Origin of the sequence: Pseudomonas putida, from assembly GCF_005080685.1 — a bacterium.
In the GTDB taxonomy this organism is placed as follows: Bacteria; Pseudomonadota; Gammaproteobacteria; order Pseudomonadales; family Pseudomonadaceae; genus Aquipseudomonas; species Aquipseudomonas putida_V.
Genome location: NZ_CP039371.1, coordinates 2,498,664 through 2,514,694, shown reverse-complemented (window position 1 = coordinate 2,514,694; position 16,031 = coordinate 2,498,664). Strand labels below are relative to the sequence as shown.

The 16,031-nt window shown below is 65.6% G+C and carries 14 protein-coding genes; 8 read left to right on the top strand and 6 right to left on the bottom strand.

What is annotated here, in order from left to right; translation table 11 throughout:
* Nucleotides 1–23: 23 nt before the first annotated feature.
* Both E6B08_RS11575 and E6B08_RS11570 read right to left on the bottom strand, forming a co-directional pair.
* Nucleotides 24–728, bottom strand: coding sequence for an SDR family oxidoreductase (locus E6B08_RS11575; protein WP_136914119.1), 705 nt, complete (start codon nt 726–728; stop codon nt 24–26).
* 90 nt (nt 729–818) lie between these two features.
* Nucleotides 819–1,712: a LysR substrate-binding domain-containing protein gene (locus E6B08_RS11570; RefSeq protein ID WP_136914118.1), complete on the bottom strand. Its 894-nt coding sequence runs from the start codon at nt 1,710–1,712 to the stop codon at nt 819–821.
* A gap of 282 nt (nt 1,713–1,994) precedes the next feature.
* On the opposite strand from E6B08_RS11570, the gene E6B08_RS11565 reads away from it, so the two are divergent.
* The 3 genes from E6B08_RS11565 to E6B08_RS11555 all read left to right on the top strand — a co-directional run bounded on the left by E6B08_RS11565 (nt 1,995) and on the right by E6B08_RS11555 (nt 6,102).
* Nucleotides 1,995–3,344, top strand: a complete 1,350-nt coding sequence (locus E6B08_RS11565) for an MFS transporter (protein WP_136914117.1) — start codon at nt 1,995–1,997, stop codon at nt 3,342–3,344.
* A gap of 21 nt (nt 3,345–3,365) precedes the next feature.
* Nucleotides 3,366–4,628 (top strand): gallate dioxygenase, encoded by a 1,263-nt coding sequence (locus E6B08_RS11560; protein ID WP_136914116.1) that lies wholly within the window; start codon nt 3,366–3,368, stop codon nt 4,626–4,628.
* 226 nt (nt 4,629–4,854) lie between these two features.
* Nucleotides 4,855–6,102, top strand: a complete 1,248-nt coding sequence (locus E6B08_RS11555) for an OprD family porin (RefSeq protein WP_136914115.1) — start codon at nt 4,855–4,857, stop codon at nt 6,100–6,102.
* A 6-nt stretch (nt 6,103–6,108) separates the two neighbouring features.
* Here the strand turns inward: E6B08_RS11555 and E6B08_RS11550 are convergent, their stop codons facing one another.
* A complete protein-coding gene (locus E6B08_RS11550; protein ID WP_136914114.1) occupies nt 6,109–7,320 on the bottom strand; it encodes a LysR family transcriptional regulator in 1,212 nt (403 codons plus the stop codon).
* 158 nt (nt 7,321–7,478) lie between these two features.
* Here E6B08_RS11550 and galB point away from each other — a divergent pair, with 158 nt between their 5' ends.
* The 5 genes from galB to E6B08_RS11525 all read left to right on the top strand — a co-directional run bounded on the left by galB (nt 7,479) and on the right by E6B08_RS11525 (nt 13,100).
* Nucleotides 7,479–8,213: a 4-oxalmesaconate hydratase gene (galB, locus tag E6B08_RS11545; RefSeq protein ID WP_136914113.1), complete on the top strand. Its 735-nt coding sequence runs from the start codon at nt 7,479–7,481 to the stop codon at nt 8,211–8,213.
* On the top strand, nt 8,210–8,926 hold the full coding sequence (locus tag E6B08_RS11540; protein ID WP_136914112.1) for a 4-carboxy-4-hydroxy-2-oxoadipate aldolase/oxaloacetate decarboxylase: 717 nt from the start codon (nt 8,210–8,212) through the stop codon (nt 8,924–8,926). Before galB ends, E6B08_RS11540 begins: the two co-directional genes overlap by 4 nt.
* Nucleotides 8,927–8,928: 2 nt before the next feature.
* The gene (locus tag E6B08_RS11535; RefSeq protein ID WP_136914111.1) at nt 8,929–10,020 is read left to right on the top strand and encodes a 4-oxalomesaconate tautomerase; all 1,092 of its coding nucleotides are present in this window, start codon (nt 8,929–8,931) and stop codon (nt 10,018–10,020) included.
* Between the two features lie 86 nt (nt 10,021–10,106).
* On the top strand, nt 10,107–11,036 hold the full coding sequence (locus E6B08_RS11530) for a D-2-hydroxyacid dehydrogenase family protein (RefSeq protein WP_136914110.1): 930 nt from the start codon (nt 10,107–10,109) through the stop codon (nt 11,034–11,036).
* A gap of 150 nt (nt 11,037–11,186) precedes the next feature.
* A complete protein-coding gene (locus E6B08_RS11525) occupies nt 11,187–13,100 on the top strand; it encodes a tyrosine-protein phosphatase (RefSeq protein ID WP_136914109.1) in 1,914 nt (637 codons plus the stop codon).
* Nucleotides 13,101–13,119: 19 nt separating this feature from the next.
* Here the strand turns inward: E6B08_RS11525 and E6B08_RS11520 are convergent, their stop codons facing one another.
* From E6B08_RS11520 to E6B08_RS11515, 3 genes are all read right to left on the bottom strand, one after another.
* Nucleotides 13,120–14,097, bottom strand: coding sequence for an AraC family transcriptional regulator (locus E6B08_RS11520; protein WP_416194397.1), 978 nt, complete (start codon nt 14,095–14,097; stop codon nt 13,120–13,122).
* A gap of 68 nt (nt 14,098–14,165) precedes the next feature.
* Nucleotides 14,166–14,324 (bottom strand): hypothetical protein, encoded by a 159-nt coding sequence (locus E6B08_RS30825; RefSeq protein ID WP_192938652.1) that lies wholly within the window; start codon nt 14,322–14,324, stop codon nt 14,166–14,168.
* Nucleotides 14,291–15,883: a S8 family serine peptidase gene (locus tag E6B08_RS11515; protein ID WP_192938651.1), complete on the bottom strand. Its 1,593-nt coding sequence runs from the start codon at nt 15,881–15,883 to the stop codon at nt 14,291–14,293. Before E6B08_RS11515 ends, E6B08_RS30825 begins: the two co-directional genes overlap by 34 nt.
* Between the last annotated feature and the right edge of the window lie 148 nt (nt 15,884–16,031).

The following is a 16,031-nucleotide window of genomic DNA, read 5'->3' as shown; positions in this document are numbered from 1 at the left end:
ACCGTAGCCCCCATCGAAGGGAGTCAAACGCTTCGCGTCACCCCCCCATCGACCTTGATGTTCTGCCCGGTGATGTACGCAGCGCCGTCGCTGGCGAGAAAAGCAATGGTGGCCGCGACCTCCTCGCTGGTGCCGTAGCGCTTGAGCGGCACGCTGTCGCGACGCTGGTCGGTTGCCGGCAGGCTGTCGATCCAGCCCGGCAGCACATTGTTGATGCGCACGTTGTCGCCGGCGTAGGTGTCGGCGAAGATCTTGCTGAACGACGCCAATCCTGCACGGAACACCGCGGAGGTGGGGAACAGCTCGGTGGGCTCGAACGTCCAGGCCGAGGAGATGTTGATGATCACCCCGCCCTTCTGCCGCTGCATGATCGGCGTCACCAGGCGGGTCGGCCGGATCACGTTGAGCAGGTAGGTGTCCATGCCTTTGTGCCAATCCTCGTCGCTGATCTCAAGGATCGGCGCGCGCGGGCCGTGGCCGGCACTGTTGACCAGCACATCGACACGGCCCCACTTGGCGACCACGGCATCGACCAGGCGGCGCAGGTCCTCGACCGACTGGTTGCTGCCGGTGACGCCGATGCCGCCCAGCTCTTCGGCCAATGCCTCGCCCTTGCCCGAGGACGACAGGATGCCGACCTTGTAGCCCTCGGCCGCCAAACGTCGCGCTGCCGCCGCGCCCATGCCACTGCCACCTGCGGTGATGATCGCTACTTTTTCCACTGCCATGTTGTCTCCACGCTGTTGTTCAAGGTTTGCCTAACCTTAGCGCGCTCAGGGTCAACGAGAGAGACAGGCCAGCTTGTTTGAGCCAGTAGATTAACTATCGACGGCCTGTTGCCGCAGCCAGTCCTTCACCACCCCCAGCACTGCTGCTTGTCGCGCTTTGCGTGGCCACACCAGATAGAACGCCTTGTCGTGCCGCAGCGCTTGGTCAAATACCTGCTGCAAGCGCCCGGCGGCGATGTCACCGGCCACGAAGGCGTGGTTGGCCAAGGCGATCCCCTGGCCGTTGATGGCGGCTTCGATGGCCAGGGAAGTCTGGTTGAAGCGCATGTGCTTGGCCGTCATCTGCACATGCTGCGGGAACAGCGCCGCGTTGAACTCGGGCCAGAAGTCATGGGCATCGTGCAGCATCAAATAGCCCTGCAGGCCTTCGGCCGTGATCGGTGCGCCCTGCCCAGCAAACAATCCCGGGCTGGCCACGGCGACGATCCGCTGTTCCATCAGCAATTCGCTTTCCAGGCCTGGGCCGAAGGGAGGTCGGCCATAGCGCATGGCGATGTCCACCGCGTCGGTGTGAAAGTGGGAAAGCCGATCGCTGGCCAACACCCTCAGGTCGATATCGGGGTGACATTCGGCGAACGCGCCGAGCCTTGGGATAAGCCATTTCGATGCGAAGGTGGGTGTCACGCTGACCGTCAGGTGCGAAGGTTCCGGCCGCAGCAGACGCGTCGCTTCGTCGATCATCGCCAGGGCGCTGCGGATGCTGCCGCTGTACGCCCTGCCTGCGTCGGTCAAGGCCAATCCTCGTGCCTGGCGTTCGAACAGCGCCAGCCCCAGGCTCGCCTCCAGCCCCCGGATCTGCTGGGCGACGGCGGCCTGGGTCACGCCCAGTTCCTCCGCCGCCAGGCGGAAGTTCAAATGGCGGGCGACCACCTCGAAAACACGGAGCGCATTGAGCGAGGGCAGCGCGGCAAAACCTTCTGACATGGCAAGGGTACGAGGCAGGAGATGGAGGTCTGGCCGAGGCTAGCCGCTGGCGCCGGGAAAGGGAACCCGGCCGGGTGCAAAATCTGCCTGCCCGCACCCCGATAAGCAAAATAGATATCTCATTAAAGAATTCCCGCAGGCGCCACACCGGGCCCAAGGCTTAGAGTCACCCTAACGCCGAACTCCGGCGCGGTGATTCCTGCTGATTATCAAGCAATTCGAAGGCTTTGGAGTGCTTTGCGGCGGAATTCGCACCAATACAAGAACAAAAGGTGACCACCCATGCTCAAGCCCAATGTCGATACTGCCATCGACGTCAAAGACTGGATCGACAACCGCCCCATTTCCGCCTACCAGTGGTTGATCCTGTCGCTGTGTTTCCTGATCGTGCTGTTCGACGGTTTCGACGTCGCGGTCATGGGCTTCATCGCCCCTTCGTTGATGCAGGACTGGGGGCTGTCACGTGCAGCCTTCGGGCCTGTGATGAGCGCCGGCATGATCGGCCTTGCCATCGGCGCCCTGACCGCCGGCCCCTACGCCGACCGCCTGGGGCGCAAGAAGGTGCTGCTGATCGCGGTCACCGGCTTCAGCGTGCTGAGCCTGGCCTGCGCCTTCGCCCGCAGCCCCTATGAACTGGCCGCACTGCGCTTGCTGACCGGTATCGCCCTGGGCGCTGCCATGCCCAACAGCACCACCCTGCTGGCCGAGTACCTGCCCGAGCGCAGCCGCTCGCTACTGATCACCATCATGTTCACCGGCTTCAACATGGGCTCGGGCCTGGGGGGTTTCCTGGCTGCCTGGCTGATCCCCCAGCATGGCTGGCAATCGGTGCTGCTGGCCGGCGGCCTGCTGCCGCTCGCGCTGCTGCCCCTGCTGCTGTGGCTTCTGCCTGAATCGGCGCGCTTTCTCGCCGCCCGCCAGGCGCCGGCCAAACAGATTGCCGCCGCCCTGGCCAAGCTGGGCGGGCGCTTCGCCGAAGGGACCCGCTTCACCGTCAGCGAACCCACCGTGCAGCACAAGGCCCCGGCCCGCCAGCTGTTCAGCGAACGCTACCGCTTCGGCACCCTGGCCCTGTGGCTGACCTATTTCATGGGCCTGCTGGTGATCTACCTGACCATGGGCTGGCTGCCGACCCTGCTGCGCGACGGCGGGCTGTCGATCGAACGCGCCGCCACCATTACCGGCCTGTTCCAGATCGGCGGCACGGTAGGTGCGATCGTGGTCGGCTGGATCATGGATCGGCGCAACCCCAACCGGGTGATCGCCATCGCCTATGCCCTCGGCGGCCTGTGCATCGTCTCGCTGGGCGCCCTGAGCCTGGAGTCGAGCCTGCTGGTGCTGGGCGTGACTGCCGCGGGGTTCTGCATGAGCGGCGCGCAGACCGGCCTCAACGCCTTCGCGCCGGGCTACTACCCGACCGAGTTCCGTGCCACGGGTGTAAGCTGGATGCTCGGCATCGGCCGCTTCGGCGCAATCTTCGGTTCCCTCATCGGTGGCGCCGTGCTCAGCCTCGGGCTGGGCCTGCCGCTGCTGTTCACCCTCCTCGGCCTGCCGGCATTCGCCGCCGCCCTGGCGATCCTGGCCAACGGCCACGCCCGGCGCCGCGCGAACACGGCAGTGACCGCGCAGTAACCTGTAATAGAGGACATTCGCATGGCTCGCATCATTGGTGGCCTGGCCGTTTCCCACACCCCGACCATCGGCTTCGCCGTCGACCACGACAAACAACAGGAAGCCGCCTGGGCGCCGATCTTCGAGAGCTTCGAGCCGATCCGCGCCTGGCTGCAGGCGCGCCAGCCGGACGTGCTGTTCTACATCTTCAACGACCACGTCACCTCGTTCTTCTTCGACCACTACAGCGCCTTCACCCTGGGCGTCGACGAGCAGTACGGCGTGGCCGACGAAGGCGGCAACCCACGTGACCTGCCACCTGTGGGTGGGCATGCGGCACTGTCGCGGCACATTGGCCAGAGCCTGATGGCCGATGAATTCGACATGAGTTTCTTCCGCGACAAGCCGCTGGACCATGGCTTCTTCTCGCCGATGTCGGCGCTGTTGCCATGCGACGAAGGTTGGCCGGTGCAGATCGTGCCGCTGCAAGTGGGCGTGCTGCAGCTGCCGATCCCCACCGCACGGCGCTGCTACAAGCTCGGCCAGGCCCTGCGCCGCGCCATCGAGAGCTACCCGGAGGACCTCAAGGTAGCCATCGTCGCAACCGGTGGTGTGTCGCACCAGGTGCATGGCGAACGATGCGGCTTCAACAACCCGCAATGGGACGCCCAGTTCATCGAGCTGCTGGTCAACGACCCACAGCGCCTCACCGAGATGACCTTGGCCGAGTACGCAACGCTGGGCGGCATGGAAGGCGCCGAGGTGATCACCTGGCTGATCATGCGTGGTGCCCTGTCGGGCAACGTCGAGCGCAAGCACCAGAGCTACTACCTGCCCTCGATGACCGGCATCGCCACCCTGCTCCTGGAAAACCGCGACCAGGCGCTGCCAGCGCCGGTCAACGAGCGTCATCGCCAGCACATGCAGCACCAGTTGGCAGGCGTGGAGCAGCTCGAAGGCACCTACCCCTACACCCTGGAACGCAGTGCCAAAGGCTACCGCCTTAACAAGTTCCTGCATCGCCTGATCGAGCCGCAATGGCGCCAGCGCTTCCTGGCCGAACCCGAGGCGCTGTACCGCGAGGCGGGCCTGAGCGAGGAGGAAAGCGACTTGCTGCGCCGTCGCGATTGGCGCGGGCTGATCCACTACGGGGTGATCTTCTTCGTCCTGGAAAAACTCGGCGCCGTGCTGGGCGTGTCCAACCTGGACATCTACGCCGCCATGCGCGGCCAAAGCATCGACGACTTCATGAAGACCCGGAACCAGCAGGTGCGTTACTCGGTGGCCGGCAAGGCCGCCAACTGACAGCACTGACCTCCGGGGCCTCCCCTGGCCCCGGAGCCCCAGCAGCAACGAATTCCACAATAACGTCCAACAACGGAATCCGCGCCATGCCCCGATACACCCTGCCTCCCGCCTGACCGCGTGATGGCGCCCCACGTGCGCCGCCGCCCAGCTCCCCGTTTCAACCTGCCCAGCGTCCAGCGCCGCTGGCAGGCAGCGCTTTGCCTATCACTGGAGAACAACAACAATGAAATGCCGCACCCTGTACCCGCTCGTTCCCACGTTCGCCCTGGCCGCCAGCCTGCCGCTCGCGGCCTCGGCCGAAGGCTTCCTCGAAGACGCCAAGGGCAACCTGACCCTGCGCAACTTCTACATGAACCGTGACTACACAGGCACCGCCAGCCAAGGCAAGGCCGAGGAATGGACGCAAAGCTTCATCCTCGATTTCAAGTCCGGGTTCACCCCCGGCGTGGTCGGTTTCGGCGTCGACGTGCTGGGGCTGTACAGCATCAAGCTCGACGGCGGCAAGGGCACCGCTGGCACGCAGTTGCTGCCGGTCCACGACGACGGGCGGCCGGCGGACGACTTCGGACGCATGGCGGTCGCAGGCAAGGTTCGCGTCTCCAAAACCGAACTCAAGGTCGGCGAATGGTCGCCCGCCCTGCCGATTCTGCGTTCGGACGACGGGCGCTCGCTGCCGCAGACCTTCCAGGGCGCGCAGGTCACCTCCAACGAGCTGGCCGGCGTCACCCTGTATGGCGGTCAGTTCCGCCAGAACAGCCCGCGCAACGACGCCAGCATGCAGGACATGAGCCTGTTCACGCGCACCGCGTTCACCTCCGACCGCTTCAACTTCGCCGGTGGCGAATACCGCTTCAACCAGGACCGCACCATGCTCGGTGCCTGGTACGCCCAGCTCGAGGATATCTACCAGCAGCGCTATTTCCAGATACAGCATCAACAGCCCGTGGGCGACTGGGTGCTTGGCGCCAACCTCGGCTATTTCTGGGGCAAGGACGATGGCAGCGCCAAGGCCGGCGAACTGGACAACCGCACCGCCTCGGGCCTGTTCTCGGCGAAGATCGGTGGCAATACCTTCTACGTCGGCCTGCAAAAGGTCATGGGTGACGATGAATGGTTCCGGGTCAATGGCGCCAGCGGCGGAACGTTGGCCAACGACGCCTTCGGCTCCAGCTACGAAAGTGCCAAGGAGCGCTCCTGGCAGGTGCGCCACGACTTCAACTTCGCGGTGCTCGGCGTGCCCGGCCTGACCCTGATGAACCGCTATATCCACGGCGACAACGTGCACAACGCCAGCACCGACGATGGCACCGAATGGGGCCGCGAAAGCGAACTGGCGTATGTGATCCAGTCCGGGCCGTTGAAAGCCCTCAACGTCAAATGGCGTAATTCCAGCCAGCGCCGCGACTGGGGCAGCACCAACAGCTTCGACGAGAACCGGCTGATCGTCAGCTACCCGTTGAGCCTGCTGTAAACCGCCCTACCCAACCTGCTCGGCGATCACCTGGCGGATAATGGCCATCAGCGCAGCGGCAGCTGGTGATTGCAGGCAACCGGCGCGCTGCATCAGGCCAATCGCGCGCGCCGTGCCGGGCAGCGCCAGCGGCAGGCGTTGCAGCTCACCGCTGGCGATCTCGTGGGCCAACTGATGCGCGGACACCGCTGCGAGCATGTCCGAGCGCAACAGCAGCCCACGGATCACCGCCAGGTCGCCGCTCTCCACCACCGCACTGTTCATCTCTACCCAAGGCGCACCCAGCCCGGCCGCGGCAAAACAGCTGTCGAGCTGTACACGTGCCGGCGAACCCGCCCGAGGCAACACCCAACGCGCGTCACGCACCTCGGACAAGGTCGTGCCCGCTTTCAGCAATGGGTGGCCGGGCCGGGCCAGCAATACCATCTCCTCGGTGATAAGCGGCTCGCTCGCCAGGTCGCTGGCGTAGTCGCTCGGGCGCAAGGCCCCCAGCACGAAATCGACGTCGCCCACGCGTAGCTCGGTCGCCAGCAGGTCGAATGGGCTTTCGTTGGTGATGACGCGCACCTGCGGGTGCTGCGCCGTGAAGCGTACAATGGCCTCCGGCAGGATCCGCGAGCGCCCCAGCGGCAATGCACCGACATGCACCACGCCACGCAGGGTGCCCTGCATGGCGCTGAGGTCACTGTCGATGTGGCGCAGCTCGTTGAGCGCCCGACGCACCGGAAAGAGGATTTCCTGGCTTGCCCTGGTGGGCTGCAGACCCCGTGGCGTGCGCTCGAACAATGCTTGCCCGCAGCCCCCCTCGAGGACCTTGAGCGCTGCGCTGACTGCCGGCTGGCTGAGACCGAAATGGCGCGCCACGGTTTGCATGTGACGGGTTTCGCAGAGCTTGACGAACACCTCCAGGCGCCGCGCCTGGAACAGGTAGATAGGCTCGGCCTGGCCGCTGCCGAGCAGCCGTGGCACGCCATCGAGCTCGGCCAGTACGCGCCGGGCACGCGGCAATATGCATTCGCCGTAGTCGGTCATGCGCATGCCGTTGGCATGACGCTCGAACAGCGGTGCGGCCAGTCGCGTCTCCAGCTCGGCGATGGCTCGGGTGACCACCGACTGGGCGCGAAACAGCAGCTCGGAGGCGCGCGACACACTGCCCGCCTCGGCCACCCGGACGAACGCGCGAACCTGCATCAGGTTGGGGAGTTCCAGCTCGCTCATAGGGCCTCCGCGGCGCTCGGCTCTTCATTGGCGGGACTATGCCGCCACTACCTGCACTTGGCAATAAATAAAAAGCATACCCGCAAAGCTGGAACGCATTAGTCCCGCATCCGCCCCGATGACATCCTGCCTCTACCCCCCGCAGGAGCCTACGAACAATGAATACCCCACAAGAATCCGCCCTGGTGGTCAGCGCCCATTCCGCCGATTTCGTCTGGCGCGCCGGTGGCGCCATCGCCCTGCACGCCGAGCGTGGCTATGCCGTGCACGTGGTGTGCCTGTCGTTCGGTGAACGTGGCGAGTCGGCCAAGCTGTGGCGCAAGGGCGAAATGACCGAAGCCAAGGTCAAGGACGCGCGCCGCGAGGAAGCCCTGGCGGCCGCTGAGATCCTCGGCGCCAGCGTCGAATTCTTCGACATCGGCGACTACCCCATGCGCGCCGACAAGGACACCCTGTTCCGCCTGGCCGATGTCTATCGCCGGGTACAACCGCAATTCGTCCTGAGCCATTCGCTCAAGGACCCCTACAACTACGACCACCCGCTGGCCATGCACCTAGCCCAGGAAGCGCGCATCATCGCCCAGGCCGAAGGCTACAGGCCAGGCGAGCAGATCGTCGGTGCACCGCCGGTCTATGCCTTCGAGCCGCACCAGCCCGAACAGTGCGAATGGCGCCCAGACACCTTCCTCGACATCACCTCGGTGTGGGACAAGAAATACGCTGCCATCCAGTGCATGGCCGGCCAGGAACACCTCTGGGAGTACTACACCCGCGTCGCCCTGCAACGCGGCGTGCAGGCCAAGCGCAACGTCGGCATCACCAGCGCCCGCAATATCGTCTACGCCGAAGGCTTGCAGAGCGTGTTCCCACGCGTGACGGAGACGCTGGCATGAGCGCACTGATCGGCAAGACCGGTTTCGTGGTACGTAATATCCCCCGTGCCGATGCACAGGTAGTCGATGCGCTGGGCCGCCTCGGCGTGGCTACGGTGCATGAGGCGCAAGGTCGCAAGGGGCTGCTGAACACTGCTGTGCGGCCTATTCAACAAGGCGTGGCAGTGGCCGGAAGCGCCGTCACCGTTCTGGTCGCCCCCGGCGACAACTGGATGTTCCATGTCGCCGTGGAGCAGTGTCGCCCCGGTGACGTGCTGGTCGTCGCGCCCAGCTCGCCGTGCAGCGATGGCTATTTCGGCGACCTGCTGGCGACATCGCTGCAGGCCCGCGGCGTGCGTGGCCTGGTCATCGATGCGGGCATCCGCGACAGCCAGACGCTGCGCGACATGGGCTTTGCCGTGTGGTCCCGCGCCATCAACGCCCAGGGCACGGTGAAGGAAGTGCTGGGTTCGGTGAATCTGCCACTGCTGTGTGCCGGGCAACTGGTCAATGCCGGTGACATCGTGGTCGCCGACGATGACGGCGTGGTCGTGGTACGCCATGCCGAGGCCCAGTCAGTACGCGAAGCAGCCACCCAGCGCGCCGAGCTCGAAGAACGCAAGCGCCTGCGCCTGGCGGCCGGCGAGCTTGGCCTGGACATCTACGAGATGCGCCCGCGCCTGGCCGCCAAGGGCCTGCGCTACGTCGACAACCTCTGCGATCTGGAAGACTGACCATGGGCCAGACCCGCATACCTTGCCTGTTGATACGCGGCGGCACGTCCAAAGGCGCGTATTTCCTCCATGACCACCTGCCCGCGCCCGGCCCGCTGCGTGACCAGGTGTTGCTGGCGGTCATGGGCTCGCCAGACAGCCGGCAGATCGACGGCATCGGCGGCGCCGACTCCCTTACCAGCAAAGTGGCCATTATCCGTGCCTCGCAACGCGACGACGCCGATGTCGATTACCTGTTCGCCCAGGTCGTGGTGAACGAGGCCCGGGTGGACTACGGGCAGAACTGCGGCAACATCCTGGCCGGCGTTGGCCCGTTCGCCATCGAGCGGGGTCTGGTGGCCGCCAGCGGATCGACCACGCCGGTGCGGATCTTCATGCAGAACACCGGCCAGCTCGCGGTGGCCCAGGTACCGACCACAGGCGGCCAGGTCGAGTATGCCGGCGACACCCGCATCGACGGCGTGCCGGGACAGGCCGCAGCGCTGGTGGTGACTTTCGCCGACGTCGCAGGCGCCAGTTGTGGTGCGCTGCTGCCCACGGGCAACAGCCGTGAACGCATCGATGAAGTCGAGGTGACCTGCATCGACAATGGCATGCCCGTGGTACTGGTGCGCGCCGAAGATCTGGGTGTGACCGGCTACGAGCCATGCGAGGTGCTGGACGCCGACACCGCGCTGAAAGCGCGCCTGGAGTCCATCCGTTTGCAAGCCGGCCCACGCATGAACCTGGGTGATGTCAGCCAGTGCAACGTGCCGAAGATGTGCCTGTTGTCGCCAGCGCGCAACGGCGGCACCGTCAACACCCGCTCGTTCATCCCCCATCGCTGCCATGCCTCCATCGGCGTGTTCGGCGCCGTGAGCGTCGCCAGCGCCTGCCTGGTCGAGGGTTCGGTCGCCCAGCCGCTGGCTGGCACCACCAGCGCCAGCCTGCAACGCTTGTCGATAGAACACCCAAGCGGCGAGTTCAGTGTCGAGATCCGCCGGCAAGCGGGCGTGATCAGCGGTTGTGGCCTGGTGCGCACGGCGCGCCTGTTGTTCGACGGCCAGGTGTGCATCCCCGCCGAGCTGTGGCCCGGCAGTGAGCCACGGCGTTGATCTGATCGGCCAGGCAAGGCATGTTAGGCGAACCCTGCAGCCTGGCATGCGCCTCGCGGCTGCGCAGAACCGCCTGGGAGGCATTCATGCACATCGTCATCCCCGATGACTACCAAAACGTCATCCGCAGCCTGGACTGCTTTGCCTTGCTCGAAGGCCACCAGGTCAGCGTCTATCACGACGCAGTCGCAGACCCCGACGTGCTGGCGCAACGCTTCGCCGATGCCGACGCCATCGTCCTGACCCGCGAACGCACGGCGATCGACGCAGCGCTGCTGGCGAGGCTGCCGAAACTCAAGGTGATCAGCCAGACCGGCAAGGTCTCGGGGCACATCGACCTGGCAGCCTGCAGCCAGCGCGGGATCACCGTACTGGAAGGCCGAGGCTCGCCGATAGCCCCCGCAGAGCTGACCTGGGCGCTGATCCTCAATGCCCGGCGCCAGCTGGTGCCTGCCATCCAGGGCCTGTATGCCGGCAAGTGGCAAGTCAACCTGGGTAGCCGCCTGGCCGGGCAGACGCTGGGCATCTGGGGCTATGGCAAGATCGGCCAGCGCTTGGCCCGTTACGCCCAGGCCTTCGAGATGAACGTGCTGGTGTGGGGCAGCGAAGGCTCACGCCAGGCGGCCATTGCCGATGGACACAACGCGGCGCCTTCGCGGCGGGCCTTCTTCGCCGAGGCCGACGTGCTGAGCCTGCACCTGCGTCTTGCCGAGAGCACACGGCACCTTGTCACCGCCCAAGACCTGGCGGCGATGAAGCCGAGCGCCCTGCTGGTCAACACCAGCCGCGCCGAACTGATCGCGCCGGGTGCCTTGCTCGAAGCGCTGGACAAAGGCCGCCCAGGCGCTGCAGCCCTGGACGTGTTCGAGCACGAGCCGATCCTCGACCCCGACCATCCTCTGCTGCGTCATCCATCAGTGTTGTGCACACCGCATCTGGGGTATGTCGAGAAAGAAAGCTACGAGCTGTACTTCGGCGATGCCTTTGCCAATGTCGTCAATTACTTCAATCACTAGCGGGACATAGCCGCCCCTCTCAGGAGGACAAAAAACGCAGGGCTCGGACACAACGCGCACTCTTCGACGCCCTGCGCCGCTTTGTAACATTCAGTTTCATCCCAGCCACGGACAGTAGCCGCTCAATCCAATCACAATGAGATCTGACCCGTGCTGCAACGTGCGCTCTGCTCCCTGCCCCTGCTCACCCTCGCCATTGCCACCGCCAACGCCGCCGACGCGCTCGACACTCCGCGCCTGGCTGGCATGGACAACTTCCGCGATATCGCCGGCACCACCGAGGCGTATACCACAAGCCATGACGGCGTGATGCGCGCTGGGGTGTTCTACCGCGCCAACGCACTGACCCCGACCGCCTCCGACCTCACCGTGCTCAACGGCCTGGGCATCAGCGATGTCTACGACCTGCGTACTGCAAGCGAAATCGCCAGCACGCCGGACACCCTGCCCGAAGGTGCCAGCTACACCCATATCGATATCCTCGGCAGCACCAGTTCGGGGGCGAACATCACCAGCATCTCGCTGACCACAGCGGCCGAAGCGCGGGCGATGATGGAAGACGCCAACCGCAGCTTCGTCAGCGATGCGACCATCCGTGGCCAGTTCACCACGCTGTTCAACGACCTGGCCGCCGCCGATGGCGCAGCGTTGTTCCACTGCACCGCGGGCAAGGACCGCACCGGCTGGACCGCTGCGGTGCTGCTGAGCATCGCCGGCGTCGATGATGCGACGATCATGGAGAACTACCTGGCGACCAACGACTACACCGCGGCCCGGGTGGCCGCCACCCTCGCCGCCATGCCGGCGAGCATGGCCGAGGTCTACGCGCCGCTGCTGGGCGTCGAGGCCAGCTACCTGCAAGCCGGGCTGGACGAGGTCGCTGCCGAGTACGGCAGCATGGACAACTACCTCAAGCAGGGCCTGGGGCTGACCCAGGAAACCCTCTATGTGCTGCGCGGCAAGATGGTCCGCTATGCCGTGCTGCCCGGCCAGGCGGGATTGCTGGGCAACGCTGCAGCCGGTGCACGCTTGCTCAACCAGTTGCAGGACACCTCGCTGTCGGGCGACTACACCGCCTACAACTACTACCTGCAATCGGCGATCGACGCTGGCACCCTGGGCGGGGTCGATGCACGCGTCGGCGGCCAGGTCCATGCCGATGCCGCCAGCTACCTGCTGCGCCAGGACGCGATGATCGACCGCGCCGCCGCACCCTTTACCGATGGTGTCGACCTCAAGGCCGGCCAGTCGCGCCTGTGGAGCACAGCCCTGGCCGGCTACCTGGGCACCGACGGCTCGGCCCAGGCCTCGAGCAGCAACGAGCACAGCCAAGGCCTGATGGTGGGCCTCACCCGACGCTTCAGCGAGCAGCTCAGCGGCTACGCAGGCTTGGGCTACAGCAACGGCAATGTCGGCGGCGCCGGCGGCGAGGTGGACACGGACCTGACCTTCCTCAGCCTGGGCGCACGCTTCGCCCCCGGCAGCCTGGAACGGGGGGTGTTCGTCGAGGCCAAGGCCAGCGGCGGCTGGCTCGACTACAGTAGCAAGCGCGACATCGGCGGCGGGCTGGGCACGGCCAAGGGCGACAGCCACGGCAACCTGGTCGGTGGCAGCCTGGCCCTAGGCTATCGGCTGCCCACTGGCGCCTTGGTGCTGGAACCGAGCCTGGGCGTGCGGGTGAGCCATGTGGACCTGGCGGGCTTCGATGAAAAAGGCAGCGAACTGGCCCTGCAGGTTGACGACCTCAAAACCACCCGCCGCGCCGCCGTGGCTAACCTCAAGGCATCGTTCGCGCCCTACGCGCTGGGCGCCTGGCAGCTTGTCCCTGGCGTTGAGGTCGGTTACGAGCACGTCCTGGGCGATCACCAGGTCGACAGCGAAGGCCACCTGCTGGGACTGGATATCGAACAGCGCGCCGCGTTCGACAATCGCGACCCGTTCAGCGCTGGGGTCAACCTGATGGCCAACCTCGGCGCCCTGAGCGTCGGCGCCGAGGTCGCGGCCCTGGGCGGTGGCGACAGCCACGGTGTGAGTGGCAGCCTCAAGGCCAGCTACGCGTTCTGATGTACTGGGCGGGGTCGATCTAGCGCAGGCCGCCCCGCCGCACATCCGCCGGGCTGACGCCATAGGCTTGCTGGAAGTACTGGGCGAAACGCCCGGCGTTGCTGAAGCCCAGGCCCAAGGCGACCTGCGCAACCGAACCGCCCTCCCCGCGCTGCAACGCACGATGGGCCAGCTCCAGGCGCACCTGGCGCTGGTAGGCAACGATCGACGTGCCGGTGAAGCGCTTGAAGCCATCCTGCAGGGCACGCAGGCTGACATTGGCCAGGCTGGCCAGCTCGCTGCCGCTGACCAGGCTGGCGGGATGTTCGCGAATGTAGGCCATGGCCAGTTTCACATGGCGCGGAGCAATCGAGGGTTGCGGGCTGTGCAACGCGTCGCTGTAGTTGTGTGGCCAGGTTTCCAATACCGCGTCGACCAGCATTTCCTGCAGTCGCACGGGCATCAGCAGCCCGCTGTTGATCAGTTGATCGAACTCGACGCCCGTGGCCATTTCGAGCAAGGCACGAATACCCTGGAACGCCGACGCCTTGAGGTCTACCACCGGGGCGAAACGAATCGGTGCGGCCAGCGGGCGCTCCAACAAGGCCGACAGGCGCTCGACGAACAAGCCGCGGCGAATCGACATCCCGCATTGGGCATGTCCATCGCCAATGCGCACCGAGCGGATATCCAGCTTGTCGACCGCAAGGCCGACCTGGCTGCCACCTACTGCCTCGCCACGATGATCGAAGACGATGCGCCCGGCGCTAGGCAGCACGAAGGTGATCTCGTCCTGGGGCGTCGGCAAGGCAATGGTGAAGTCGCCTCGGTAGTGCATGCGCCGTACGCTCATGCCCTCGAAACGGCCATAGACGCCGCCGATGGATATGCCATCGGCCAAGCGCGGCATGTCGCCATACAGGTTGCCGAACATCTGCGTGAACAGCGCGCCGAAGTCATCGCTGCGCATGTTGTCGGAACGCAGAATGAACTGCTTGCGGGTCGTGCCGGGTTGCACCGTGTCGCTCACCTGTGCCGCTTGAGGGGTCCCGCACGCTAGCAATCCCCTGTGACAGGTATGTGACATCAGTGTACGCCAGGTTCGCGACTGAGAATGGCCAGGCGCAGCGCCTCCAGCAGGTCCAGGCGGGCCGACTGGCCGATTGCCGGGTCGTCGCTGCGGGCGCGCTCGTCGGCACGCAATGGGGCGGTCAACTCCAGGCCCGGCCCGGCGGCCACGGGCAAGGCGCTGCGCCGTAGCAAAGCTTGATCTGCGCGGGCTGCAGGTCGGGGTTGATGGACACTACCGCCGCAACCGCTGCGCTGACCAGCGCAGCGGAATAGGACGTGCCGCAGCCACCACCGCGTCCCACCTCAGGCGCCGCGGTCAGCGGCGGGCGGGGGCAGGCGGCGGCAGTGATGTCGACCCGAGGACCGAGGTTGGAATTGCCGCGTCGTACCACGAACCGCGCGTCCTCAACAGCGACATCGCGGCCACTGCGCTGATGTGCGCCCACCACCAGAAGTTGTTCGGATGGCAACGATGCCGGTAGGTGATCGTCGGTGCTGGAGGCAGTGTTACCCGCGGAATTGACCACCAGTACCTGGGGATACTCACGCTTCAACCAGGCGAAAAACCGCACGAGCAATCGCTCATAGCCATCGAAGGCAAGGTCGGAGCGGACATTGGCCGTTACCGGCTCACCCGCCATATCAAGTCTGCCCATGCGGTGCACGCCCCAGCTCCAGTTGAGCACGCGCACCTGATCCTGGACCAGGTTGACCGATGCCGCCACGCGGCCCACCACCCCGGTTTCACCGCCAATATCGACGATCACCTTGAAGCCTTCGCCCAGCGATCCGATACGGCTCAACAAGCCCCTGTTGCCGCCCTCGACGATTCGCGCGACCAGCATGCCGGTGACGATGGAGCCATGGGCGTTTTCAGGCTGACTGTGCCGTGCATGCAGGCACACCCCGGCCTGCCCGCAGGGGGCGGCGAGCTCGGCGAAGTCCGGCGACTCGAAGTTCACGCCCTTTTCGATCACACCGACGCTCACGTTGCCAGGGCGCCGAGGCTCCCATGCGGTCTGGCGCACGTACAGATCGACACCCTGGTCGAAACGATTGGCCATCCAACCCTGCTGGTCTGGCGGGGTGGTGGCCTTGCGCGGGCTCTGTCCGTCCGGGCGGTTGTCGTCTTCCACCAGCACCGTCTCCACATCAGGTTCTCGGCCCAGCGCCTGCACCATCGCATTGCGTTCGAGAAGCGTGGTGCTGGGCAGGCGCATCTGGTACAGGTTGAGCGGTGCGATGGCGCCCACGATCTGCAACCCGTGGGCCTTGGCGATACGGCGCGCCTCGGGCACGCCCTTCACCTCGTCGCGCAGCAAGACACCCAGCAGGTCCACCGAGGTGACCAGCTGATCGGCGATAAACACTTGTCGCTCGGGACTGGCCGATAGCACATGACTCGGGCGCATACTGAGCCAGACCGGGTTGCTGGTACGCGAGCCATCGCGCAACCACAGCGGCCCACTGTCCACGTCTTGCCTCGGCAGGTAGAGGCGCAGCGTCTGCCCGTTGCGCGTGACATTGCGGGCCGGCAATGGGTGGCCGTCGAGCAGCACCACCGGCATCGCGCCGGACATGCCGCTGACCTGGACGCACCAGCTCCGCGGCGGCCCCGGGGTCCAGGGTCCGCAAATCGCCAACCGCTCTATACGTATCGCCGACGCGGCTTCACCAGCATTGCTCATCAGGATCACCACCAATGCCAGCAGACCCAATGCCCGCTTGCCCATACCTGCCATTTCCTTTCGGCCCAAGGCAACGTTTACCGGCACCCTAAAGGGCGCAGGCATCGGTGCCTACTGGCAAAAATGTCAGGTCGGGATCAACCGGCAGATATGAAAATGCCGCTCGAAAGCGGCATTTTCACTACAGCGGTGA